This window comes from Vibrio sp. R11-SG3-ISO3-SZ (assembly GCF_059834345.1).
In genome coordinates, this window is sequence record NZ_JCBDGX010000056.1 from 14901 (window position 1) to 38148 (window position 23248).

24 protein-coding genes are annotated in these 23248 nt (G+C 50.3%); 16 read left to right on the plus strand and 8 right to left on the minus strand.

Annotated elements, in window-relative coordinates:
* Window positions 1–2 precede the first annotated feature (2 nt).
* The 7 genes from rsxC (at window position 3) to AC6R1O_RS07655 (ending at window position 6331) form a co-directional block, all read left to right on the plus strand.
* Window positions 3–2318, plus strand: a complete 2316-nt coding sequence (rsxC, locus tag AC6R1O_RS07625) for an electron transport complex subunit RsxC (protein ID WP_500633256.1) — start codon at window positions 3–5, stop codon at window positions 2316–2318.
* Window positions 2318–3364: an electron transport complex subunit RsxD gene (gene rsxD / locus AC6R1O_RS07630; protein ID WP_500633258.1), complete on the plus strand. Its 1047-nt coding sequence runs from the start codon at window positions 2318–2320 to the stop codon at window positions 3362–3364. Before rsxC ends, rsxD begins: the two co-directional genes overlap by 1 nt.
* Before the next feature lie 8 nt (window positions 3365–3372).
* Window positions 3373–4008 (plus strand): electron transport complex subunit RsxG, encoded by a 636-nt coding sequence (rsxG, locus tag AC6R1O_RS07635; RefSeq protein WP_500633259.1) that lies wholly within the window; start codon window positions 3373–3375, stop codon window positions 4006–4008.
* A complete protein-coding gene (locus AC6R1O_RS07640; RefSeq protein WP_500631859.1) occupies window positions 4001–4687 on the plus strand; it encodes an electron transport complex subunit E in 687 nt (228 codons plus the stop codon). Before rsxG ends, AC6R1O_RS07640 begins: the two co-directional genes overlap by 8 nt.
* A gap of 25 nt (window positions 4688–4712) precedes the next feature.
* Window positions 4713–5354, plus strand: coding sequence for an endonuclease III (gene nth, locus AC6R1O_RS07645; protein ID WP_334551142.1), 642 nt, complete (start codon window positions 4713–4715; stop codon window positions 5352–5354).
* A gap of 11 nt (window positions 5355–5365) precedes the next feature.
* Window positions 5366–5782: a lactoylglutathione lyase gene (gene gloA, locus AC6R1O_RS07650; protein WP_334551144.1), complete on the plus strand. Its 417-nt coding sequence runs from the start codon at window positions 5366–5368 to the stop codon at window positions 5780–5782.
* A 111-nt stretch (window positions 5783–5893) separates the two neighbouring features.
* Window positions 5894–6331, plus strand: coding sequence for a DUF2753 domain-containing protein (locus AC6R1O_RS07655; RefSeq protein ID WP_334551145.1), 438 nt, complete (start codon window positions 5894–5896; stop codon window positions 6329–6331).
* A gap of 96 nt (window positions 6332–6427) precedes the next feature.
* On the opposite strand, the gene motY is transcribed toward AC6R1O_RS07655, so the two are convergent.
* The gene (gene motY, locus AC6R1O_RS07660) at window positions 6428–7309 is read right to left on the minus strand and encodes a flagellar protein MotY (RefSeq protein WP_334551147.1); all 882 of its coding nucleotides are present in this window, start codon (window positions 7307–7309) and stop codon (window positions 6428–6430) included.
* 195 nt (window positions 7310–7504) lie between these two features.
* On the opposite strand from motY, the gene rnt reads away from it, so the two are divergent.
* Together rnt and AC6R1O_RS07670 are read left to right on the plus strand one after the other, a co-directional pair.
* On the plus strand, window positions 7505–8152 hold the full coding sequence (gene rnt / locus AC6R1O_RS07665; protein ID WP_334551149.1) for a ribonuclease T: 648 nt from the start codon (window positions 7505–7507) through the stop codon (window positions 8150–8152).
* 36 nt (window positions 8153–8188) lie between these two features.
* A complete protein-coding gene (locus AC6R1O_RS07670) occupies window positions 8189–9514 on the plus strand; it encodes a Na+/H+ antiporter family protein (protein ID WP_500628594.1) in 1326 nt (441 codons plus the stop codon).
* Window positions 9515–9613: 99 nt separating this feature from the next.
* On the opposite strand, the gene bamC is transcribed toward AC6R1O_RS07670, so the two are convergent.
* Together bamC and dapA are read right to left on the minus strand one after the other, a co-directional pair.
* Window positions 9614–10639 carry an outer membrane protein assembly factor BamC gene (gene bamC, locus AC6R1O_RS07675; RefSeq protein WP_500633261.1) on the minus strand — a complete coding sequence of 342 codons (1026 nt, stop codon included), beginning with the start codon at window positions 10637–10639 and terminating at the stop codon, window positions 9614–9616.
* 52 nt (window positions 10640–10691) lie between these two features.
* Window positions 10692–11570 carry a 4-hydroxy-tetrahydrodipicolinate synthase gene (gene dapA / locus AC6R1O_RS07680; RefSeq protein WP_500628592.1) on the minus strand — a complete coding sequence of 293 codons (879 nt, stop codon included), beginning with the start codon at window positions 11568–11570 and terminating at the stop codon, window positions 10692–10694.
* A gap of 313 nt (window positions 11571–11883) precedes the next feature.
* Here dapA and AC6R1O_RS07685 point away from each other — a divergent pair, with 313 nt between their 5' ends.
* On the plus strand, window positions 11884–12426 hold the full coding sequence (locus tag AC6R1O_RS07685; RefSeq protein ID WP_500628591.1) for a glycine cleavage system transcriptional repressor: 543 nt from the start codon (window positions 11884–11886) through the stop codon (window positions 12424–12426).
* A gap of 14 nt (window positions 12427–12440) precedes the next feature.
* Window positions 12441–12911, plus strand: coding sequence for a thioredoxin-dependent thiol peroxidase (gene bcp, locus AC6R1O_RS07690; RefSeq protein ID WP_500632789.1), 471 nt, complete (start codon window positions 12441–12443; stop codon window positions 12909–12911).
* A 115-nt stretch (window positions 12912–13026) separates the two neighbouring features.
* Here the strand turns inward: bcp and AC6R1O_RS07695 are convergent, their stop codons facing one another.
* The 3 genes from AC6R1O_RS07695 to AC6R1O_RS07705 all read right to left on the minus strand — a co-directional run bounded on the left by AC6R1O_RS07695 (window position 13027) and on the right by AC6R1O_RS07705 (window position 16620).
* Window positions 13027–14898, minus strand: a complete 1872-nt coding sequence (locus tag AC6R1O_RS07695) for a methyl-accepting chemotaxis protein (RefSeq protein ID WP_500632790.1) — start codon at window positions 14896–14898, stop codon at window positions 13027–13029.
* 408 nt (window positions 14899–15306) lie between these two features.
* A complete protein-coding gene (locus tag AC6R1O_RS07700) occupies window positions 15307–16374 on the minus strand; it encodes an AI-2E family transporter (RefSeq protein ID WP_334551158.1) in 1068 nt (355 codons plus the stop codon).
* A complete protein-coding gene (locus AC6R1O_RS07705; protein ID WP_500632791.1) occupies window positions 16375–16620 on the minus strand; it encodes a sulfurtransferase TusA family protein in 246 nt (81 codons plus the stop codon). It lies immediately after the preceding gene.
* 253 nt (window positions 16621–16873) lie between these two features.
* Between AC6R1O_RS07705 and bepA the strand changes: the two genes are divergently transcribed.
* The 4 genes from bepA to AC6R1O_RS07725 are packed head-to-tail and all read left to right on the plus strand — an operon-like array spanning window position 16874 to window position 19742.
* Window positions 16874–18349: a beta-barrel assembly-enhancing protease gene (bepA, locus tag AC6R1O_RS07710; protein ID WP_500656786.1), complete on the plus strand. Its 1476-nt coding sequence runs from the start codon at window positions 16874–16876 to the stop codon at window positions 18347–18349.
* Between the two features lie 36 nt (window positions 18350–18385).
* A complete protein-coding gene (arsC, locus tag AC6R1O_RS07715; protein WP_500631852.1) occupies window positions 18386–18730 on the plus strand; it encodes an arsenate reductase (glutaredoxin) in 345 nt (114 codons plus the stop codon).
* Window positions 18727–19299: an NAD(P)H:quinone oxidoreductase gene (gene wrbA / locus AC6R1O_RS07720; RefSeq protein WP_500631851.1), complete on the plus strand. Its 573-nt coding sequence runs from the start codon at window positions 18727–18729 to the stop codon at window positions 19297–19299. The genes arsC and wrbA overlap by 4 nt, the downstream gene beginning before the upstream one ends.
* 2 nt (window positions 19300–19301) lie before the next feature.
* Complete coding sequence (locus tag AC6R1O_RS07725) at window positions 19302–19742, plus strand: DUF2069 domain-containing protein (RefSeq protein ID WP_500656787.1); 441 nt, start codon at window positions 19302–19304, stop codon at window positions 19740–19742.
* Between the two features lie 110 nt (window positions 19743–19852).
* On the opposite strand, the gene AC6R1O_RS07730 is transcribed toward AC6R1O_RS07725, so the two are convergent.
* Complete coding sequence (locus AC6R1O_RS07730; RefSeq protein ID WP_500631849.1) at window positions 19853–21139, minus strand: DUF2066 domain-containing protein; 1287 nt, start codon at window positions 21137–21139, stop codon at window positions 19853–19855.
* 331 nt (window positions 21140–21470) lie between these two features.
* Between AC6R1O_RS07730 and AC6R1O_RS07735 the strand changes: the two genes are divergently transcribed.
* Window positions 21471–22721, plus strand: a complete 1251-nt coding sequence (locus tag AC6R1O_RS07735) for a uracil-xanthine permease family protein (RefSeq protein ID WP_334551166.1) — start codon at window positions 21471–21473, stop codon at window positions 22719–22721.
* Window positions 22722–22728: 7 nt separating this feature from the next.
* On the opposite strand, the gene ybaK is transcribed toward AC6R1O_RS07735, so the two are convergent.
* Complete coding sequence (gene ybaK, locus AC6R1O_RS07740; RefSeq protein ID WP_334551167.1) at window positions 22729–23205, minus strand: Cys-tRNA(Pro) deacylase; 477 nt, start codon at window positions 23203–23205, stop codon at window positions 22729–22731.
* Window positions 23206–23248 lie beyond the last annotated feature (43 nt).

Consider the following 23248-nt stretch of genomic DNA (forward strand, 5'->3'; position numbering starts at 1 on the left):
GTATGTTGTCATTAATCGAACAAATTAAATCAGGTACGCTGTGGCAGTTTCCTGGGGGAATTCACCCACCAGAGAATAAACAGCAGTCGCTGGGCAGTGAATTGGTTCGCGCCTCGTTGCCAACTGAAATTGTGCTGCCTCTCAAACAGCACATCGGCAAAGAAGGGACATTACTGGTTGATATCGGCGCGCACGTCTTAAAAGGTGAGCCGTTAACCAAGTACGACGTCACGTTCACGTTGCCCGTGCACGCGCCCACCTCAGGCACCATTACGGCGATTGAGCCTCGTACCACCGCCCACCCTTCCGGTTTGGCGGAGACCTGCATTGTCATTCAACCCGATGGCAAAGACACCTGGTATGACAAAGCCCCTTGGCCTGATTTCAGCCAACACTCTCCAGAAGCTCTGATTGAAAAGATCCGCCTAGCGGGGATTTCTGGTATGGGAGGCGCTGGCTTTCCTACCGCGAAAAAGATTCAATCAGGCCTCTCGCGTACCGAGATTTTGATCATCAATGCCGCTGAGTGTGAACCCTACATCACCGCCGATGACACCTTGATGCGAGAGTTTGCACAAGAGGTGATCACGGGCATCGAGATTGTCGAGCATATTCTCAAGCCAAAGCTGACCGTGATCGGCATTGAAGACAACAAACCTGAGGCGATTGCAGCCTTAGAAGCGGCAGCGCAAGACAAAAACCTGATCATTCGTGTCGTACCGACTAAGTACCCCTCGGGCGGCGAAAAGCAGCTCATCAAACTGCTGACTAACAAAGAAGTCCCCGCCGATGGCATCCCAGCGGACATTGGGATGATGGTACAAAACGTCGGATCGCTGTACGCCATCAAACGCGCCGTTGTGGATGGTGAACCTTTGATTGAGCGCATCGTTACGTTAACGGGCAATGCATTTCGTCAACCACGCAACGTCCTTGCGGCTTTGGGTACCCCAGTTCAAGCGCTGCTCGACGAGTTCGGCTATCAAGCAGATAAGCGCCTACCTCGATTGATCATGGGTGGGCCAATGATGGGCTTTACCTTGCCGCACGCCAATGTGCCCATCACAAAAACATCCAACTGTATTCTTGCCCCAACTCGCCGCGAGATCGCCCCTGCGGGTACGGAAATGGCGTGCATTCGCTGTGCTCAGTGCGCTGAGGTTTGCCCCGCGTCACTATTGCCTCAACAGTTGCAGTGGTATGCGAAATCGCAAGAGTATGAAAAATGTGAAGAGCTCAATCTAAAAGACTGCATTGAATGTGGCGCTTGTGCGTACGTCTGCCCTAGCGAGATCCCACTGGTGCAATATTATCGCCAGGCCAAAGCGGAGATACGCACGCGCAAAGAAGAAGCGCAAGCAGCAGAGCGTGCCAAACTCCGCTTTGAAGAGAAAAAAGCGCGTATGGAACGCGACAAAGCCGAACGTGAGAATCGCTTCAAAAAAGCCGCGGATGAACGTCGCAGCGAGATGAAAGCTAGTGGAGGAGATGACGCCATCGCCGCCGCCATCGCGCGTGTGAAAGCGCAAAAATCCACAAGCGAAGACAGCAAAACCAAGCCAGCGGTCGCCGCCGCGATTGCCAGAGCCAAAGCGAAACAAGAAGCGGCTAGAGAGCAAGCGACAAGCAGCAGCGACCAACCGGACAACACGGAAATGGCCAAGTTGCGAGAAGAGCGTAAACGTCAAGCCCGCGAGAAAAAAGCGCAGAAAGCGCAACAAGAAACCACTCAAAGTGATGAGCAAAGCGAAACAGACAAATCTTCCGCCGTCGCCGCTGCTGTGGCCAGAGCGAAAGCGCGCAAAGCCGCATTAGCAAGTAACAGTAGCGAAGAGACACCTGAAGAGCACAAGCCAGCAGAGGATCCAAAAAAAGCGGCAGTCGCGGCAGCGATTGCTCGCGCTAAAGCTCGTAAGGTGCAGCAAGAGAACGAAACGGGCTCCAGCAGCGAAGAGGCTCAAGCTAAGAATGAGCCTGCTGAGGATCCGAAAAAAGCCGCCGTCGCAGCAGCGGTTGCGCGCGCTAAAGCGCGTAAAGCGCAGCAAGAGAGCAACGCAGACTCCAGCAGCGAAGAGACTCAAGCTAAGAATGAGCCTGCTGAGGATCCGAAAAAAGCCGCCGTGGCGGCAGCGGTTGCGCGCGCCAAAGCGCGTAAGGCGCAGCAAGAGAGCGACGCAGACTCTAGCAGCGAAGAAACTCAAGCTAAGAATGAGCCTGCTGAGGATCCGAAAAAAGCCGCAGTCGCGGCAGCGATTGCTCGCGCAAAAGCTCGTAAAGCCGCCCAACAATCATCTAAACCTTCTGAGGAGAACAACTAGTGGCGTTCTTTATCGCAAGTTCCCCCCATGCTCACAGCCGTAAAAGCACGCCGGATTTGATGAAATGGGTCGCCGTCTGCGCCTTGCCCGGGCTTGCCGCTCAAATCTACTTTTTTGGTTGGGGCACTTTGATCCAACTGATTTTTGCCATTGCACTGGCACTGCTACTTGAAAGCGTGGTGATGCTGGTTCGTGGCCGCTCACCCATGTCGGCACTGCGTGATAACAGCGCCATCGTGACCGCTTGGTTGCTGGCTGTGGCCATTCCGCCTCTTTCCCCTTGGTGGATGATGGTGATTGGATTGGTGTTCGCCATCGTCATCGCAAAACACCTCTACGGCGGTATTGGACAAAACCTCTTTAACCCAGCAATGGTCGCCTACGTGGTGTTGCTCATCTCCTTCCCTGTCCAGATGACCAGTTGGATGGCGCCAAGCACACTGCAACCCGTCAGCACCTCCCTTGCCGATACCTTGTCGCTAATCTTTAGCGGTTACAGTCAAGAGGGGCTGTCGCTACAACAAATTCGCACCGGTATCGATGGCATCACTATGGCCACGCCACTCGATGCGTTTAAAACTGGCCTGCTTGCAGGAAATACCAGTGTGGAAGTGATGCGACAAGCGCAATTTAGCGGTTTAGGCGGCGTCGGTTGGGAATGGGTCAACTTGGCGTATTTGTTCGGTGGTTTGATGCTGATAAAACTGCGCATCATCAGTTGGCACATCCCTGTGAGTTTTCTCGCTAGCCTCGCTGCCATGAGCGGCATTTTTATGCTCATCATGCCAGGAGAGACCGCCTCACCCATCTTGCACCTCCTGTCTGGCGCAGCCATGATCTGCGCCTTTTTTATCGCAACCGATCCGGTGTCGGCGTCGACCACTGTCAAGGGACGCTTGGTATTTGGGGCCTTTATTGGCGCTATGGTCTTTATCATTCGAACGTGGGGCGGCTTCCCAGATGGCGTTGCCTTTGCGGTGCTACTGGGCAATATGTGTGTACCCATGATTGATTACTACACCAAACCCAAAACTTACGGTCACTGAGGGGTATCATGCTGAACGCTATACGTAACAACGGCGCAATCCTTGCCATCTTTGCCTGTGCTTCTACAGGCTTAGTTGCGCTGACTCACTACTTGACCGCCGATCAGATCCAGCGCCAGGAGCAAGCGCAGTTGCTCTCGGTACTCAATCAGGTCATCCCACATGATCTGCACGACAATGATCTCTACCAAGCCTGTACCTTGGTGACGGATCCGCTGCTTGGCACGGCTGAACCTATGCCAGTCTACCTCGCTTCCTTAAATGGCGAGCCTAGCGCCATGGCGATTGAAGCCATCGCGCCCGATGGCTATAACGGTTCCATCAAACTCATTATTGGCGTGAAACAAGACGGTACCGTCACCGGCACCCGAGTATTGAGCCATCAAGAGACCCCCGGACTCGGTGACAAAGTTGATTTACGTATCACAGATTGGATCCTCGGCTTTACCGGCAAAGTGCTGACTGCGGATAACCAGGCCAGTTGGAAAGTGCGCAAAGACGGCGGGCAATTTGATCAATTTACTGGGGCGACCATCACCCCAAGAGCGGTCGTCAAGGCGGTACGTAATACGTTAGAGTATGTCAACGACCATCGTGGTGACATTCAATCTCAACCGCTAAATTGCGGAGGTGCGCGTGACTGAACATCAAACACTGATTAAGAATGGTTTGTGGGACAACAACCCCGCACTGGTCCAACTACTTGGCCTATGCCCTTTACTGGCGGTCTCCTCTACCGTCACTAATGCGCTTGGCTTGGGGATTGCGACCCTGCTGGTTCTGGTTGGATCGAACGTGACCGTCTCTTTAGTACGCGACTATGTGCCAAAAGAGGTACGCATTCCGGTCTTTGTGATGATCATTGCCTCGTTAGTGACCTGCGTGCAGCTGCTGATGAACGCATACGCTTACGGTTTGTATTTGTCGCTAGGCATCTTTATCCCCCTTATCGTGACCAACTGCATCATCATCGGACGCGCTGAAGCGTTTGCCTCGAAAAACATACCACTTCTTGCCGCTCAAGACGGTTTTTGGATGGGCATGGGGATGCTGATTATTCTTGTCATTTTGGGAGCAATGCGTGAGATTCTTGGCAACGGTACCTTATTTGATGGTGCAGAGCTGCTGCTAGGGCAGTGGGCAACGGCGCTGCGAATTGAAGTGTTCCAATTTGACAGCAATTTCCTGCTGGCAATGCTGCCGCCAGGTGCCTTCATCGGCGTTGGGCTGCTGATTGCGATTAAAAACACCATCGATAGTCGACTGAGCGCGCGCAAAGAAAAAACCAAACCAACGATAGAAAGAGCGCGGGTGACCAGCTAATCAACACACGGGAAGTCAGCGAATAATGAACAAAGAGAAACGCATTCAAATTCTACAGAGGCTAAGAGATGACAATCCGCACCCGCAAACGGAGCTGAATTGGAACACGCCTTTCGAGCTGCTGATCGCGGTTCTCCTCTCGGCTCAAGCCACCGATGTCAGTGTCAACAAAGCCACTGACAAGCTCTACCCTGTTGCCAACACGCCACAAGCGATGTTTGATCTCGGTGTTGACGGCGTGAAAGAGTACATCAAAACCATTGGCTTATTTAACTCAAAAGCAGAAAACGTCATCAAAACCTGTCGTATTCTGCTCGACCAACATAACGGTGAGGTGCCTGAAAACCGTGAGGCACTCGAGGCACTACCTGGAGTGGGTCGCAAGACGGCGAATGTCGTCCTCAACACTGCCTTTGGTTGGCCAACGATTGCGGTCGACACGCACATTTTCCGCGTCTCCAATCGCACCAAATTCGCTATGGGCAAGAACGTTGACCAAGTAGAAGAGAAACTGCTTAAGGTGGTCCCCAAAGAATTCAAACTCGACGTACATCACTGGTTGATCCTTCATGGCCGCTACACCTGTTTGGCCCGTAAGCCAAGGTGTGGCAGTTGCTTGATTGAAGACCTGTGTGAATATAAAGAGAAAGTTTACCCCGACAACTAGGAGCTAGGCACATGTCAAACGGACGCATTCTACACACCATGCTACGCGTAGGTGATCTCGACAAATCTATTCAGTTCTACACTGACGTAATGGGCATGTCTCTGTTACGTAAAAACGAAAACACAGAATACCAATACACGTTGGCTTTCGTTGGCTATGGCGATGAGTCGCAAGGCGCGGTGATTGAGCTAACGTACAACTGGGGTACCGACAGTTACGATCTTGGCAACGCATTTGGCCATGTAGCAGTGGGTGTCGATGACATCTACGCTACTTGTGATGCGATCAAAGCCGCAGGCGGCAATGTGACCCGTGAGCCAGGCCCCGTAAAAGGTGGCACGACACACATCGCGTTTGTTGAAGATCCAGACGGTTACAAAATTGAGTTGATTCAAAACAAGCAAGCGACAGCTGGGCTTGAAGGCTAACAGTGCCAATCAATTCAACCTATGGGTAGCCTCGGCTGCCCATTTTTATTTGCTTTACATGATAATGATTATCACTTAATCTTATCCTTCTCATAGAGAGGAGAGACAAGCATGCAACTGGCAGAATGGGAAAAACACACACTGCTCGCAGACGTCGCGTTTAAGGACCAAGACCACTTACGCAGTATTCTGCATTATCAACAGGCATTAACACTGAGCGAACGACTGGGAGAACAGGTCGATGTCGATATCGAAGACCGACTGATGATCTCGGTGATTTCGTGCCACAACCTAGCGACCTTCTGGCGCTCGATGGGCGATGAAAAGTATGAACTGAAGTATTTACAGCTCGCTTCAGAGAAAGTGCTGACGCTGATCCCTCAATGCCCGAATTCAGACTGTGACGCCTTTGTCTCTTCGATCGGCTGCTGTAAAAAGGCGTTAGTGGAATTTATGAAACGCCACCCCAATCCGACCATCGCTCGCATGGTACAAGACATCGATACAGCGACCAATTGCAACTTAATCGCACAGTTTAAGCTGAATTGATCGGCTATCTTGATAACAACTTGGCTTCATGTTTTGCCTTAATACTGAAGTTATGCAGTCGATACAAAAACAGCGCCAAATTTTGGCGCTGTTTTTTTAGACTTGGGTACGACCGAGAGAAATCACTACGCGGCGGTTTTTATCTTTGCCAAGCGGTGATGCGTTGTCCGCCACCGGACGACGACGCCCATAACCTTGAACTTGAATCCTGTCTTCCGGTAAACCAAGCGAACGGAAGTAACGTTGCAGCACTTCAGCACGCTGCTCAGATAAACTTTGGCTGGCGGCTTTACTGTCTAACGAGTCGGTGTATGTCGATACCAACACCAAGTCGATATCTTGGTTGTGTTTAATGTACTCCGCAATTTGTGCAAGGCGTTTTTGCGAAGCTTTATTCAGCTCTACGCTAGAACGGTCATAATGCAAAATGGTGAAGGCGATATCTTCAAAGCTGTAAGGCAACAAGTTGGCAATACAGTCACTAAATACGTTGTAGGTGGGCTGAAAAAGCACCGACGACAACGCCACCTCTACCCGCTCGTCACGACTTTGCCACTCTTGATAGCTAAACGTGGGATAACGCCCCTTTTCAAGCTCACCCAAAATGCTCCACGCGGTTTGTCCACCAACGTAACCATCAAATTGCTGAAAAAACTGAATGCTCGACATGCGGCTAGCGCCATCGCCAGGTCGCCATGCTGGAGGCATCGACACTAAGCTAACGTCTCTTGTCTGCCCCATTGGCCGTTTCATCTTCAGCTCAAAGTCCAGATTGATCTTTTTACTGGCTTGGGAAGAAAACACCGCATCGCCGTAGTTTGGGATAGGATGAACCAACTTACATTCTAGCGGCGTATTGGCAACCATTTGCCAGGTTGACTGCATCGGCGTTGCCACATAGCGCTTCTCAAGCGCAAAGGCGTTCGCTTCAAAACCGGCAATGACTAGCCCTAAACAGGCAACGTAGAATTTGTTCATAGTATGCTTCATCTCTAATACTGCTGGGTGACTGGCGTTGCCGCTTGTCACTCTGTCTGCATGACTTTGGTGAGAATGATGCAAAAAGCTCGCCAACACTTTCATTCCCCAGCGTCGCCATCAAAGAGATTAACGGTTTTTCTTGTTGACAGAATCTGCAATAATGCTGCCCCTGTCACATAACAATAGACCAACATGAGTTCAGAAAACGAAGCATTGACGCTTAAAAAACGCTTTCGAGGCTATTTCCCAGTGGTGATCGACGTCGAGACCGCAGGATTTAACGCCCAAACCGATGCCCTCTTGGAAATCTGCGCGGTCACCTTACGTATGGATGAAAATGGCGACCTCCACCCTGCGTCAACGATTCACTTCCATGTTGAACCATTTGAAGGGGCGAACTTAGAAAAAGAAGCCCTAGAATTCAATGGGATTCGTGACCCATTTAGCCCGCTTCGCGGCGCAGTGACAGAAGCCGAAGCATTAAAAGAGATTTATAAGCTTGTTCGCCGCGAGCAAAAAGCGGCGGACTGTAGCCGAGCTATCATCGTTGCGCACAATGCCACTTTTGACCACAGTTTTGTCATGGCAGCAAGCGAACGTAGCAAGCTCAAACGCGTCCCATTTCACCCCTTCGCCACCTTTGATACTGCCGCATTAAGTGGTTTGGCCTACGGTCAAACTGTTCTGGCCAAAGCGTGTAAAACCGCAGGGATGGAATTTGACAACAAAGAAGCCCACTCTGCGCTCTACGACACGGAGAAAACCGCAGAGCTTTTCTGTGGCATCGTCAATAAATGGAAAGCCCTAGGCGGCTGGCCACTGAGCGACGACGCCGATTAATACTAAAAACATGTAAACACAATTATCGAGTAAGTTATGAACCCTGTTGTTATTTCCGTTTGCGTTATGCTAGCGCTTGCCCTAATGCGCGTGAACGTCGTGGTCGCGCTGACATTCAGTGCTATCATCGGCGGCCTCGTCTCTGGCATGAGTCTAAATGAGGCGGTTTCCGCGTTTGAAAGTGGTCTAGGTGGCGGCGCAACGATTGCACTGAGCTACGCGATGCTAGGTACGTTTGCCGTTGCGATTTCAAAATCCGGCATCACCGACCTTCTAGCAAGCAGCGTGATCAAACGTATTCATGGTAAAGAGAATGCCAATGCGTCACTTGGCCTTAAGTACGCCGTGCTGGTTGCCCTGATTCTAGTGACCATGTCATCGCAAAACGTCATTCCTGTCCATATCGCCTTCATCCCTATTCTTATTCCACCTTTGCTAGGCGTATTTGCAAAACTGAACCTTGACCGCCGCATGATTGCCTGTGTGCTGACTTTTGGCCTGGTCACGCCATACATGGTGTTGCCGATCGGTTTTGGTGGCATTTTCCTCAACAACATCTTACTGAAAAACTTGCACGACAACGGTCTTGAGTCTGTCACCGCAAGCCAAGTGCCGATGGCGATGCTGCTCCCTGCTGCGGGTATGGTGTTTGGTCTGATCACGGCTATTTTTGTCAGCTACCGTAAGCCTCGAATCTACAAAGAGACGGAGCTGACGCATGTGGAAGAGAACACCACCCAAGTGAACAAGAAGAACGTTCTGACTGCCGCATTGGGTATTATCGCGGCATTGACGGTTCAGCTCTCGACCGGTTCAATGATTGTCGGTGCCCTAGCTGGCTTTATGGTCTTTACCTTTGGTGGTGTGATTGCCTGGCGTGAAACTCAGGATGTCTTTACTAAGGGTGTGCACATGATGGCTATGATTGGCTTCATCATGATTGCAGCCGCAGGCTTTGCAGCGGTCATGAAGCAAACCGGTGGTGTTGAATCTTTGGTTGAAGCACTCTCTACCAGCATTGGTGACAACAAACCGCTCGCTGCGCTTCTGATGCTCATTGTTGGCCTATTAGTCACCATGGGTATCGGTTCTTCTTTCTCCACTATTCCTATTATCGCCACCATTTACGTTCCACTTGCTGCTGCGTTTGGTTTTTCACCACTGGCGACCGTTGCCCTTGTCGGTACGGCGGCAGCGCTTGGTGATGCAGGCTCTCCGGCCTCTGATTCGACCTTAGGCCCGACGTCTGGCCTGAATGCCGATGGGCAGCATGAGCACGTATGGGAAACGGTTGTCCCGACCTTTATCCACTACAACATCCCATTGATCGTCTTTGGCTGGATTGCCGCGATGACGCTCTAAACGCGTTGGTCTTTGGATAAATGAAAATCTAAAGACAATTAAGATCAAAAAAGCTGACTCTAGGTCAGCTTTTTTACGTTTGGATGATGCAGACAACACCTATTTGGCCTGTTTTTCTGCCACCGCCGCCAGCACTGGCGCCATATCTTTCAACAACTCTTCATTCACAGGGGCATCCGATGAATCGGTAATGTTGATGGACGTACGGTTCCCAAGATCGCCAAAGAGGAAGGTATAAGTTCCCGCTTTCAGCTCGGTCGGTTTCACTCCGATATCATCCCAAAACGCATCATCCGGTGAGGCATACTTGGCCTTGATGGTGCCTTGAGATTGGTTGCGCGCTTCGATGGTAAAGCCCATCTTAGGTAGCAATTCTGGCAAACGCTGCCATAGGACATCGTATGGAGTACGAGCGATGATAACCGGGAAACCACTGCGATCTCGGCCCATTGTAATAGGGATCTGTTTAACCAGCTCTTGCGCTTTACGCGTCGCTTCTTCACGCAAATCCAAATCATAGCGAGCGGTGACAAGATTGGTCATCAAAGCGTTGTAGCGAGATTTATTGGTCGCAGTAACAGGCATAGATTTACCGCCTTCGCGCCAATCGATAAGAGAAATTTTGAAGCCGTAGCGGTTGTTTGCCACAAGACGAGAGATATCGTAGCGAGAGCTGAGTTCCACATCTTCATCAGCAGAATTCCATGTCACCCAATCGGTTTCAATATGGTCTGCCGTTTGCTCTACGATACCGATGTTGCGCTCACTCAGCATGGTTTGCGCAGTTTGCCAAACGCGATCCAGTTCGTCTTCGCGTAGCAGCCATAATGTCGTTTCCCCTTCTTTGCGCTCTGCTCGCGCGCCAGGAATCAAGGCTAGGACCTGCTGGGGAGGGCGGATATCCACTTCACGACCAATTCCACCGCTAAACTCACCTTGAGGAATTTGGTAGTTGGGGTAAAACTGAGGCTCTGCGCCCGCCGGTAACGTCCACTCGGTTAAATCAGGGGCATTGAGATACTCAAAGTCGTCTTTGGCTTGGCGACGCTGCGTGGCGCTGCCTGAGCAGGCGCTTAAAACAAAAACAGCTAGTGAACTAACGACTAGCTGGTGAGACAATTTCATTGAAACTCCTAAGAAATCAAAGCCGAAGCTAAGCTTCGGCAGTTATCCTAAATCAGTAGATGCCCGCATCCGTCATGGCTTGCGATACAATCGGCTGCGCGTTGTCTGACAGCTCTGTCAGCGGCAATCTTAGGCTACCGTGGTCAATCAGACCCAACTTATGCGCCGCCCACTTGACCGGAATCGGGCTTGACTCCACAAATAGATTCTTGTGCAAAGGCATCAAACGTTGGTTGATGACTTCCGCTTCATCGTATTTGCCTTCGCTGGCTAAGCGGAACATGGTCGCCATATCCGCAGCCGCAATATTGTTGGTCACAGAAATCACACCTTGACCACCCATTTTGACGAAATCCAAACCCGTCGAGTCATCACCACTTAGTAAGATAAAATCTTCGCCACAAAGTTCACGATGAATCGCAATTCGACTCAAATCACCGGTCGCATCTTTTAATGCAACGATGTTGTCGATTTCAGAAAGGCGAGCAACCGTCTCAGGTTTAAGGTCTACCGCAGTACGACCCGGTACATTGTATAGGATCAGCGGCACTTCGCTGACGTCAGCGATCGCTTTGTAGTGCTGGTACAAACCTTCTTGTGTTGGCTTGTTGTAGTATGGTGTAACGCTCAGACAACCGGCGATACCCGTATTATTCAATAGGCGGCTAAAGGTGACTGACTCGTGGGTTGCGTTCGCGCCTGTGCCTGCTATAACAGGAATACGGCCATCCGCGAATTCCAGCGTCTTGAGTACAACCTTGACATGCTCTTCTATCGATAACGTCGATGATTCACCCGTCGTACCTACCGCAACAATACCGCTGCTGCCCGCAGCAATGTGGTATTCGACCAGTTTTTTCAGACTCGCGTAATCGACTTCGTCTTCTTGATTAAACGGTGTAATTAACGCGACGATACTTCCTGAAAACATGTCTATCTCCCTAATTTCGATACTTATCGCATGTTACTGTATGGGGATTGAAAAACACAAGCGGTTCGTCACGCTTAAATCACCTAAATCTGTGAATATTTATCATATGTTAGCGTTGGCGCAATTCTGGGTAAAATCTATCCCAACCTAGACCACTCCACAACCCGATTTGACTTAGGCTGCGCGCTTTCACTCTACAATGTGAAAACACTCAATTTAGGTGATTAGAAAACCTACAGATCCCGCAACTTTCTCCCTTTTAACTGTGCTAAGCTATCTCATTAACAAAGTTAACAATGACTGAAGTGACATTATGAACCAACATCTGGTGATTACCGCGGTAGGGACAGACCGCTCAGGCATCTGTAACCAAGTCGTTCACCATGTGACGCACTCGGGTTGCAACATTGTTGATAGTCGTATTGCGCTATTTGGTAGTGAATTCACGCTTATCATGCTGCTGTCGGGAAGCAACGCAGCCATCACTCGCGTCGAGACCACCTTGCCTTTACTTGGCCAGGAACATGATCTCATCACCATGATGAAACGTACTTCTCCTCACACTCTGTCAGACAATAGCTATATGGTCGAAGTCTTCATTGAGTCGGACGATAAACCGGGCTTAACGGAACAGTTCACCCAGTTCTTTGCCAGCAAAGAGATTGGCCTTTCTTCTCTTAGCGCCCAGACGATCAATAAAGATAAGATTCAAGCGCCGCAAGACCAGTTCCATATCGCTATTTCTGCTTCTGTCGACTCGGGTTGTAACCTGATGCAGTTACAAGAAGACTTCAACGCTTTATGTAAAGAGCTACAAGTTCGAGGCTCACTTAATTTTCTAAAAAATAGTCAGTAAGAAAGGAATACTTCATGAATACACTCAAAGCCGGCTCTCCTGCTCCTGCTTTTTCTCTTCTCGACCAAAACGGCGATACCGTGTCATTGTCCGATTTCGCTGGCAAGAAAGTGCTGTTCTACTTCTACCCTAAAGCGATGACGCCAGGCTGCACAGTTCAAGCACAAGGTCTGCGTGACGTGAAAACCGAGCTAGATAAGCACAACGTGGTGGTGTTGGGGGTAAGTATCGACCCAGTAAAACGACTCGGTAAATTCATCGAACGTGACGAGCTCAACTTCACCTTACTTTCCGATGAAGACCACGCTGTCGCCGAGCAGTTCGGTGTGTGGGGCGAAAAGAAATTTATGGGTAAAGTGTATGACGGTTTGCACCGCATTAGCTTCCTTATCAACGAAGACGGTGTGATTGAACACGTGTTCGACAAGTTCAAAACGAAAGACCATCACGAAGTGGTTCTGAACTACCTGAATGAGAAAGCCTAACGATTGCGTTTACCACCCACTCATCGCGCCTTACCGTGAAAAAGTTGGATAGAGAAAATTACAGAGACAAAAATGCCAGCAGAAATGCTGGCATTTTTACTATCAAAGGTAGGAACTACACAATGAACTTGTTGAGAATCGCGTCTTGCTCTCGCACGTTCTCAGTTTGAACCTGCATGGCAATACTGGCCTCTTCTGACGCGTTGGTCACCTGTGTAGAGAGATCTTTGATTTTCACTGTGTTGCTGTTGATCTCTTCTGCAACCAAGCTCTGCTGCTCAGCCGCCGACGCAATTTGCATATTCATATCCGAGATTCGCTGAATCGCATCACGAATACGTTGCAGTGCACCATCGGCCGCTTGCGCTTTGTCCACAGCGTCGACCGCGGTCGCTTTACTTTCGTTCATGGCGGCCGACACTGAGCTCGCGCCTGCTTGTAGCTGCTCAATCATGTTGCGAATTTCGGTCGTTGACTCTTGGGTTCTTTGCGCCAGAGTTCGAACTTCATCAGCTACAACCGCAAACCCACGTCCCGACTCACCCGCACGCGCAGCCTCAATCGCGGCGTTCAGTGCCAATAGGTTAGTTTGATCGGCAATGTCATTGATGACCTTCAAAATGGTCTCAATGTTAGCCGTCGCCGACTCAAGCCCTTGCACTTCTTCAACCGCTTGATCGATGCGAGCAGAAAGCATGTCGATCGAGGCTGTGGTGTCACTCACCACCGAGGTACCATCAAGCGTTGCTTCATCGGCCTCACGCGCGGCAGCTGCAGCACCTTGTGCATTGTTGGCCACTTCCGTCGCGGTGACCGCCATCTCGTTCATCGCAGTCGCCAACTGTTCAAGCTCTTGTAACTGACTACGCATTGCTTCGGCAGATTCGTGCGAGCCTTGAACCGTCATCTCTGTGCCGCGTAGGATCTCTGCACCGATCGCTTTCGATTGTTGAATCTGTTGCTGCAACGTTTCCGTGAACTGGTTAAAGCCATACGCAAGCTCGGCAAACTCTTTATCTGTGTTGGTATCAAGACGTTTGGTCAAATCCCCTTGCCCAGATGCCACATCTTGAATCGCCGCGTTGAGTGTACCTAGTGGGCGCATCAACACTTTGATGAGGAAGGTCAGGCCAAGAATACTCAACACCACACCGATAATCACGTAAATGATCGAGCTATTACGCATATCGCTGATGGCTTTAAACGCGACGCTTTCATCGACAATCGCGCCAATGTACCAGTTTTCACTGGGAACATGCGCCAATTTAATAAGGAAATCTTTACCGTCTTGCGTGATGCGCTGTTCACCCTCTTGAAGCGTTACTTCAGGCAGGTAGGTCGACAAGTTCTCGCCGTTAAAGTCCGAGTTAGGGTGCGCAATGGTCGTGCCATCACCTGAGATAATAAACAGGTAACCCGCATCATGAAGATTGGCTGTGTTGACCAAATCCGCCAAGCCACCCAGTTCCATGTCATAGAACATACCGGCGACCATTTTGCCGTTTTCTTTCACTGGCGTGCCGATCGAAATAATGACTTTCTTCGATGAGACATCCACGTATGGCGCAGTGACAATCAACGCTCCTTTGGCTTTCGCATCTTGATACCAAGGACGAACGCGAGGGTCATAACTCGAATCGGCTTCCCAACCATCGTCGTTTTCTACCAGAGACCCATCGGACTCATAACCATATCCCACAGCAAGAAAGCTCGATTTCAAATTGGGCTGCTCAAGGATTTCACTCACACGTGCTTTATTGAATGGGTCTAACTGCAACACTTCAGTCGACGAGCGGGCCAACGATTTTTTCGCTTCCATCTCGGACACCACCGTGTTTCTTACGCCGTTAACGATTTCGCTCAAGCTGACATCCACCAGCTCCTCGACTTCGTTTTTCACAATGGACAGTTGCTGGACGGACAACAGGGCGACCGTCACAAATAGCAGCGCGGACGATGCGGCGACAATCTTTTGATTAAATCTCATAACTTCCCTCGAAAAATGTATAGGTCGTTCGTATTATTGTAGTTATATCTATCGACTGTGCTGACGTTGACTTGAGTAAATTCTTATAGAAACGATAACTTGTAAACAAAAAGAGTGAATTTTTTCACTCAACCTTTCAATATTTCATCGCTCTATCAGGCAACTCCTACCTGACTGTATAAATCTAGCTGCATAAACCAGATAATTCAAAAGTACTAGTCGACTTTTTTGTCATCTAGCCCTTATGCAACCTCGCCTCGTCCACATTGGGTTTGTTCGGCACACCTCCCTTGGCAATATCGAGGTTTTATCGAATAAAATTCTGCCCTAATATGAATAGTGCATAAAAAATAACGCCGCTAGAGTTTTAACTCTAGCGGCGTTATTTCACCGACAACTGACGACTTACTAAGAAATAATATTCTCTTCTTCACTACTCGGAAGAGCACGCCATACCGCTTTAACCAAAGTGGCCAGAGGAATTGCGAAGAAGACCCCCCAAAAACCCCACAATCCGCCAAAGACTAAAACAGCAACGATGATCGCCACCGGATGTAAGTTGACCGCTTCAGAAAACAGAACCGGAACCAACACATTGCCATCTAACGCTTGGATTATGCCGTAAGCCAACAGCAGCCAGTAGAATTGTGGTGTGAATCCCCATTGGAACAATCCGACCATAGCCACTGGCAAGGTAACGGCAGCCGCGCCAATATAAGGAATGAGCACAGAAAGCCCGACAGACACCGCCAATAACACCGCGTAACGCAGATCCAAAATCGCAAACGTAATGTAGCTCACGCCACCCACAATCAGGATTTCCATCACTTTGCCGCGAATGTAGTTGGAGATCTGCTCATTCATCTCAAGCCACACTTTGTTGGCGAGACGACGATTTCTCGGCAGTACGCCACTGGCCATCTCTAGCATCTCTTGCTTATCTTTCAATAGGAAAAACACCAACAGTGGCACGAGAACCAAATACACAGCCAATGTGGCCAAGCTCACCAAAGACGCCAACGACCCTTTGACAACGCTTTCTCCCATTCCCAATACTTGATTTTTCGTGTTGCTCACCAGAGATTCGACGATCTGGAAATTCTCAAGTTCTGGATAGCGCTTAGGCAACTCAGCAATGACTTTTTGTAAACCGACATACATGGTGGGAATATCATTGATGAGGTTGCCGACCTGTTGCCAAATCGTTGGTACCAGACCAAATACAGCCACCAGCATAATGCTGATAAAGCCCAGAATCACCACCACCACCGATAAGGTGCGGGGCAGCCCAACTCGGGTCAACTGATTGACCGGCCATTCAAGTAAATAAGCCAACACGATCGCCACCAACAAAGGCGCAATCAAGTTGCCGAAAAAGTAGATAGTAATAAAACCAAAGAGCAGTATGGCCACTAGGCTCACGGCATGAGGATCAGAGAAGCGTCGCTTGTACCAGCGATTGATCATTTCAAGCATTTAACTGTTTTCCCTTGTGACATCTAGACAAAGAGTAACATGCAAAGCGAAGTGGCCTTCTTGGGGTTGGCAGTCATGTTGCCACCCTTTCGCCGTAACAAAACGCTGAATATCCTTCAACGATTGCGGGTCAGAGGTAAGAAGTGATGCTGAACTCTGCTCATGAAGCGATGTGAGGTAACGTTTGGCTAATAACAGCGCCATCGGGCACCGCTCCTGGCGCAGATCCAAAATATTGGGTTCCATTCTTCCGCTCGATGCATATTATATCGTGAAGTATTGTATAGTGTTTTTTTAAAAGAGACAGTGTAAATAGAGGCGGCTAGGCAAACTTTGACCGCTATTTGACTCTCCCTCAACCAACTAAGAGAATGACGGGTAACACAGGGAGACCACCGAGACATTGCACTCGAAACCAACCGCAAAACTCGGTGTCCAAGCAGTAAGTGCAGCTCAGCTTGCTGTCGAGACAATATCCACGGAGCATTTCAGGAAATTTATGCTTAAACGTACGCGTTCTATCGTTTGCTTGTGTGTAGCGACTGTTTTAGGGACATCTACCGCCAGCTTCGGCCCTGTTACACCGGTGTATGCCAACACACTAGACTTGCCCGACATTGGTACCGCCGCCAGCGGCACCTTGACGATTGCACAAGAGATGCAATACGGCGACGCCTACATGCGCATGTTGAGAAACGGCCAGCCTATCGTCAATGACCCTGTCCTCAACGAATATATCGACGCTTTAGGCCATCGATTGGTGGCGAATGCGGACGATGTGAAAACCCCCTTCACCTTTTTTATGATCCGCGACCGCAACATCAACGCCTTTGCCTTCTTCGGTGGTTATGTCGCGTTACACAGCGGATTATTTTTGCATGCACAGAGTGAAAGTGAACTCGCCTCCGTCGTGGCGCACGAAATAGCTCACGTCACGCAGCGTCATTTAGCGCGCAGTATGGAAGATCAAGCCAGACGTTCACCTGCCACCATGGCGGCTCTCGCGGGAGCCCTTCTACTTGCGATTGCGGCGCCAGAAGCGGGAATTGCGGCCATTACGGCGACAACCGCAGGCAGCATGCAGGGCCAAATCAACTACACGCGTTCGAACGAAAAAGAAGCGGATCGCTTTGGCATCTCCACGCTGGCGAAAGCGGGATTTGACGTCAACGCCATGCCACGCTTTTTCAGTCGCTTAGCGGATGAGTACCGTTACGCGAGTACGCCACCGCCAATGCTGCTCACTCACCCGTTACCTGAAGATCGCATCACCGATAGCCGAGCTCGTGCGCAAAACTATCCGGCAAGACGGGTCGATTCGTCACTCGATTATCATTTAGCGCGTGCGCGTATCGTCGCCCGCTATGCGGGTATCAGTTCGAAAGCGGCACTCGATTGGTTTGAGCGCACCGAAGCAAAAGCAGAGCCCGAGATTAAACGCGCATTCCAATACGGTCGAGCACTGGTGCAAATGGACAACAACCAACTCGACGAAGCGAGCAAAACCCTGCATGAACTGTACAAGCAGCAGCCGAATAATCATTTTTATCTCGATGCGATGAGCGATCTCTATATCGCACAAAAAACACCTGAGAAAGCCAAAACGCTGTTAGAGCAAGCTCTGAAAGCAACACCAAATAACCCCGTCCTGACCATCAACTACGCCAACGTCTTGATGCAAATGGATAAGAATCAAGACGCGTCCAAAGTCTTGCAGCGCTATACCCACGACAACCCAAATGATGTCAACGGATGGCACTTGCTCTCGGAAGCCAGCATTCACTTAGGGTACAGTGACGAAGATTTGGCCGCGCGTGCGGAGATTTTGGCGTTGAAAGCCAACTGGAACAAAGCGATTCAGTATTACACTCAAGCCAGCCAACTCGCTGACCTTGGCAGCCTAAAACAGGCGAGATACGATGCACGCATTGACCAACTTATGATTCAGCGTGATCGCTTTATGGCGCTGCAATAACACAAGATCGAACGATAACAATAATGGAGAAAGACTATGTCTGTCGTGATTTATCACAACCCTCGCTGCTCAAAAAGCCGTCAAACACTGGCGCTATTAGAAGAAAATGGTGTTGAGCCTCACATCGTCAAATATCTCGAGCAAACCCCAAGTGTCGATGAGCTCAAGATACTCTTTAGCCAACTCGGCTTCTCTGAAGTTCGTGACATGATGCGCACCAAAGAAGAGATTTACAAAGAGCTGCAACTGGCCGATGCCGACGATGAAACCCTGTTTCGCGCAATGGCGGAACATCCGAAGTTGATTGAGCGACCTATTGTTGTCAACAAAGGTCATGCCAAACATGGCCGACCACCAGAGCAGGTGCTTGAGCTACTATGAGCTGCCGCCTGATTGTCCTTTACTACAGTCGACACGGTGCAACCCGCTCACTCGCACAGCAGATTGCGCGAGGCATTGAGTCGATTGACGGTTGTGAAGCGTTGCTTCGCACCGTCAACGAGATAGAGAGCGGCGATGATCCCCTCGATCCCATTATTACTCTGGACGAGTTGAAAAACTGCGCGGGGCTTGCGATGGGCAGCCCTGTATGGTTTGGCAATATGGCTGGCGCGTTAAAGCACTTTTGGGATAAGACGACACCATTATGGCTAGCGGGCGATCTGATTGATAAGCCCGCTTGTGTCTTCACCGCATCCTCATCCATGCACGGCGGCCAAGAAACCACCTTGCAGTCTATGATGTTACCGCTACTGCACCATGGGATGTTAATTTTGGGGATTCCTTATTCTGAACCAGCTCTGCATGCCACACGCTCTGGGGGCACGCCTTATGGCGCCAGTGCGGTCACGACACATCAACCACGCACCTTGTCGCAAGACGAAATAGCATTAGCTCAGCAAGTCGGCAAACGTATTGCCCGCTGCGCACGTCAATTAAAGGAACTCTAACCATGCAAGAGATGCAAGCGACCACAAAACGATACCGTTTGATGGCGCTGCTTGGCAATCTGGCGCTGCTCGCTTGGATTGGACTGTGGCAATTATCGTTATCGCCTCACCCTCACCTCAACAGCACCACACTCGCGATTGCTTGGGCTATCCCACTGCTGCTGCCTATGCCCGGGATTTTGGCCGGCAAACCGTATACACACGCATGGGCAAACTTTGTTTTAATGCTCTACTTCCTACACGCTTTGACCATCCTTTGGATTGACGACGGCGAACGTTATTTAGCACTGGTTGAACTGCTACTCACCAGTCTCGCGTTTGCTGGCAACATCCTTTATGCACGAGCACGGGGACAAGAGTTGGGCATGAAACTAAAAAGATTGTCCAAAGTGGAAAAAGAAGAGCGTGCTAAGTTCGGCGCTGAAGATAAGTCTGAGGGATAAGGTCACGCTGATGGTCACCCATCTAGCCAACTCACCCTTATACTCCGGGTAAAAAACGACAAAAGGGGCGGATCATCCAGCCCCTTTCTCATCTCAAATCTTGATGTGGTTTACTCTACTACCTCAATAGGTTCCATCTCCACACCTTCAGTCTCTGCCACTGCTTCGTTGGCAGAGACGTCACTGTCTGGCTGGATCAGTAGCGGCTCAGGTTGATACGGTTTACCTTGCCACTGGAACAGCAGCACCGTTTCAGTCTGAATAAGCGGGGCTGAAGCCGCCAGCGAACTCTCTGTCGCCACAAGAGTTGAATCGGTCGTCGTCGTATCGCTAGGCTGATTGAGCTCATCGCTGCCTTGCACTGGCAACGTTGGCGTGAGCTCCCCTACCTCGGGTTCAGTTTGAATAAACTGGGTCTCCAGTTGCGTCACTTCGAGTGCAGAGACCTGCTGCTCAAACTCTTCAACACTGGCAAGCAAGTGGACATCAAACGTCACCTGATTGCCCTGAATTTTGATGATGTCTAACGAGGCGACTGAGCTCAGTGCCTTGAGCTTATTCTCAAGTTGGAAAAAGCCCATCGCGTCATTGAGTTCAATAAAGCGTGCTTTCACGGACTCAGAAGACTCACTCGCCACCAGCACCGCACTCTTTTTCGCGTAGTAGTCGCTGATTTGGTTAATCATTTTATTCGCCGCATCTGCACCATTATTGGCGCCGCTAATCGGTGCTTGACGAGTCACCCCTATGGTCGCAGGCTTTTGATCGTATAACGTCCAACGTAGTGATTCGCCTTGCACTTTCACCACTAAGACAGCATCAACCGGGTAGCGCTGACTCGCTTGACCCACTGGCTGAATAAAGCCGCCCCACAAGTCTGAGACAGCCACTCCGGTAACGTCATCAAAATCGCCAACCGGTACGGTCACGGGCAAGCCTCGCTCTCGCGCTTGCTGCTGCAAGTTGACCAGTGTCTCAGAGCGAGAATGCTCCCAGATGATGGTGCGATCGTAGGGCGTCTCTTCCACCATCCAGACTAAAACGTTCGCACGTGTTGCTGGCCAAAGCGGCAGTTGCGCTTGACTGAGTAGAGAGCGAATATGAGGGCCGCTAAACGACATACGCAGTGAGGTATCCTCACCGATTTTGCCGTAGCCGAGTTGAGAAACGTACTGAGCGCTCTGAGAGAGGGCCTTCTTGACGACTTCGTTATCCGCAGCTTGCGGGTCGCCAGACGCGCGAATGATGACTTGCTTCATCCCTGCTTCGCGAGCTCGGGTATCGGCGTTATTCTCGCTTTGATCGATGACGATTTCAGCTCGGTAAAGATCCACATTGGTCAAGGCCATCGCTGGCAAACCCATCAGTCCGAGCGCGAGTAAAGCTAAACGGCGCATACATTTCCTACATCTAATCGAATTCACAAACAGCGATGATAAGCAACTATCCGCTGCGGGGCAACTTTCCCGGTCGGTTGGCAGCAGCAAGCGCGATATGGCTAACACTCTCCTCGTAGCCACTCTCGGAGTGAAACAGCAACGCACGGATTAAAATAGCAAAGCACCGAGTAAACGCAGTTCACCTGCCTATTCAAACGAGCAATATTTGATCAAGCTCAGATTGCAATCGTTTGCTTTAATGTTAAAATCTCGCGATTTTATTTTTAGTACCTATGCTCTATCGCTATGTACTAGACCGAAACTATCCGCTTTACAAAGGAATGACGACATGAAAAATGCCATTCAAGGCGCACAAATGCTGTTTGTTGCGTTTGGGGCCCTGGTTCTCGTCCCGCTGCTGACGGGACTCGACCCTAGCGTTGCCCTCTTCGGTGCTGGCCTTGGTACCTTACTCTTTCAATTAATGACTCGCCGCTCTGTTCCCATCTTCCTCGCCTCCTCCTTCGCTTTTATCGCCCCTATCCTTTACGGAGTACAAACCTGGGGTGTACCAGCCACTATGGGTGGTTTGATGGCCGCTGGCTTGGTGTATGTCGCACTGGGTGGTCTAATCAAACTTCGTGGGGTTGAGATTATCCATAAATTGCTGCCTCCCGTTGTGGTTGGGCCGGTCATTATGGTGATTGGTCTTGGATTGGCGCCCGTCGCCGTCAATATGGCACTGGGTAAAGGGGGCGATGGCACGCAACTGATTGATGGACAAGCGGCGCTAGTGATCTCTTCTGTTTCACTGCTCACAACGATTCTCCTGAGTGTCTTTGCCAAAGGCTTCCTCAAGCTCACCCCTATTTTGGGGGGCATTGTGGTGGGATACTGCCTGAGCTTGGGCTACGGCATTGTCGATTTCACGCCCGTCAAAGAAGCGGCATGGTTTGCGCTACCAAACTTCACGGCGCCTGAATTTAACATTAACGCCATTCTATTTATGATTCCCGTTGCCATCGCGCCAGCGGTAGAGCACGTTGGGGACATGCTGGCCATTTCAAACGTCACCGGAAAAGATTACCTGAAAAAGCCCGGCCTTCATCGCACGATTGCGGGGGACGGGGTCGCGACGATGGCGGCATCACTGTTTGGTGCGCCACCCAACACCACCTACTCAGAGGTGACAGGTGCAGTCATGCTGACCAAAGCCTTCAATCCTGTGATCATGACCTACGCTGCGGTGACGGCTATTGTCCTTGCGTTGGTCGGCAAGCTTGGCGCTGCGCTGCAAACCATCCCTATGCCAGTGATGGGCGGTATCATGATTCTGTTGTTTGGCTCAATTGCGACCGTGGGATTGAACACCTTAATCAAAAATCACGTCGATTTGCACAAATCTCGTAACCTCGTCATCGTTGCCATTACCTTAGTCTTTGGTATTGGTGGTATGGCGTTTGGCATCGGTGAGTTCAGTCTCCAAGGCGTGAGCCTATGTGGTATCGTCGCGATTGTGCTAAATCTGGTTCTTCCAAAAGACCTGGGAGAAAACCACGTCGTCGACAACGCACAAATGGAAGAGGAAGAAGCGCGCTAATCCACGCTCATCCTTCACAAAGATTGGCAAACTGGCCTTGGGTCAGTTTTGCCAAATCTTGCGCCGCCAATTCGATTTCCAACCCTCGCTTACCTGCGCTGACACAGATCGTTTCACGCTCCAACGCACTTTGATGGATAAACGTCGCCAATCGCTTCTTTTGCCCGAGCGGGCTGATTCCGCCCACAATATACCCTGTCACTGTTTGCGCAATAGCCGGATCGGCCATCTCTGCTTTTTTAGCCTTTGCCGCTTTTGCCGCCTGCTTCAAATTGAGTTTTTGGTTAACAGGTATCACTGCGACAGCGAGGTTTTTCGCCTCACCATTGAGTGAAAACAGTAGAGTTTTAAACACGCTATTGGGATCTTGCCCTAATGCTTGTGCGGCTTCGAGCCCGTAACTCTCGGCACGCGCGTCGTGCTGATACTGGTGTATTTGATGAGGAATTTTGTGTTTTTTCGCAAGATTGATGGCTGGGGTCATACACACTCCGAGAATAAAAAAGCGCAGCTCTAGGCTGCGCATT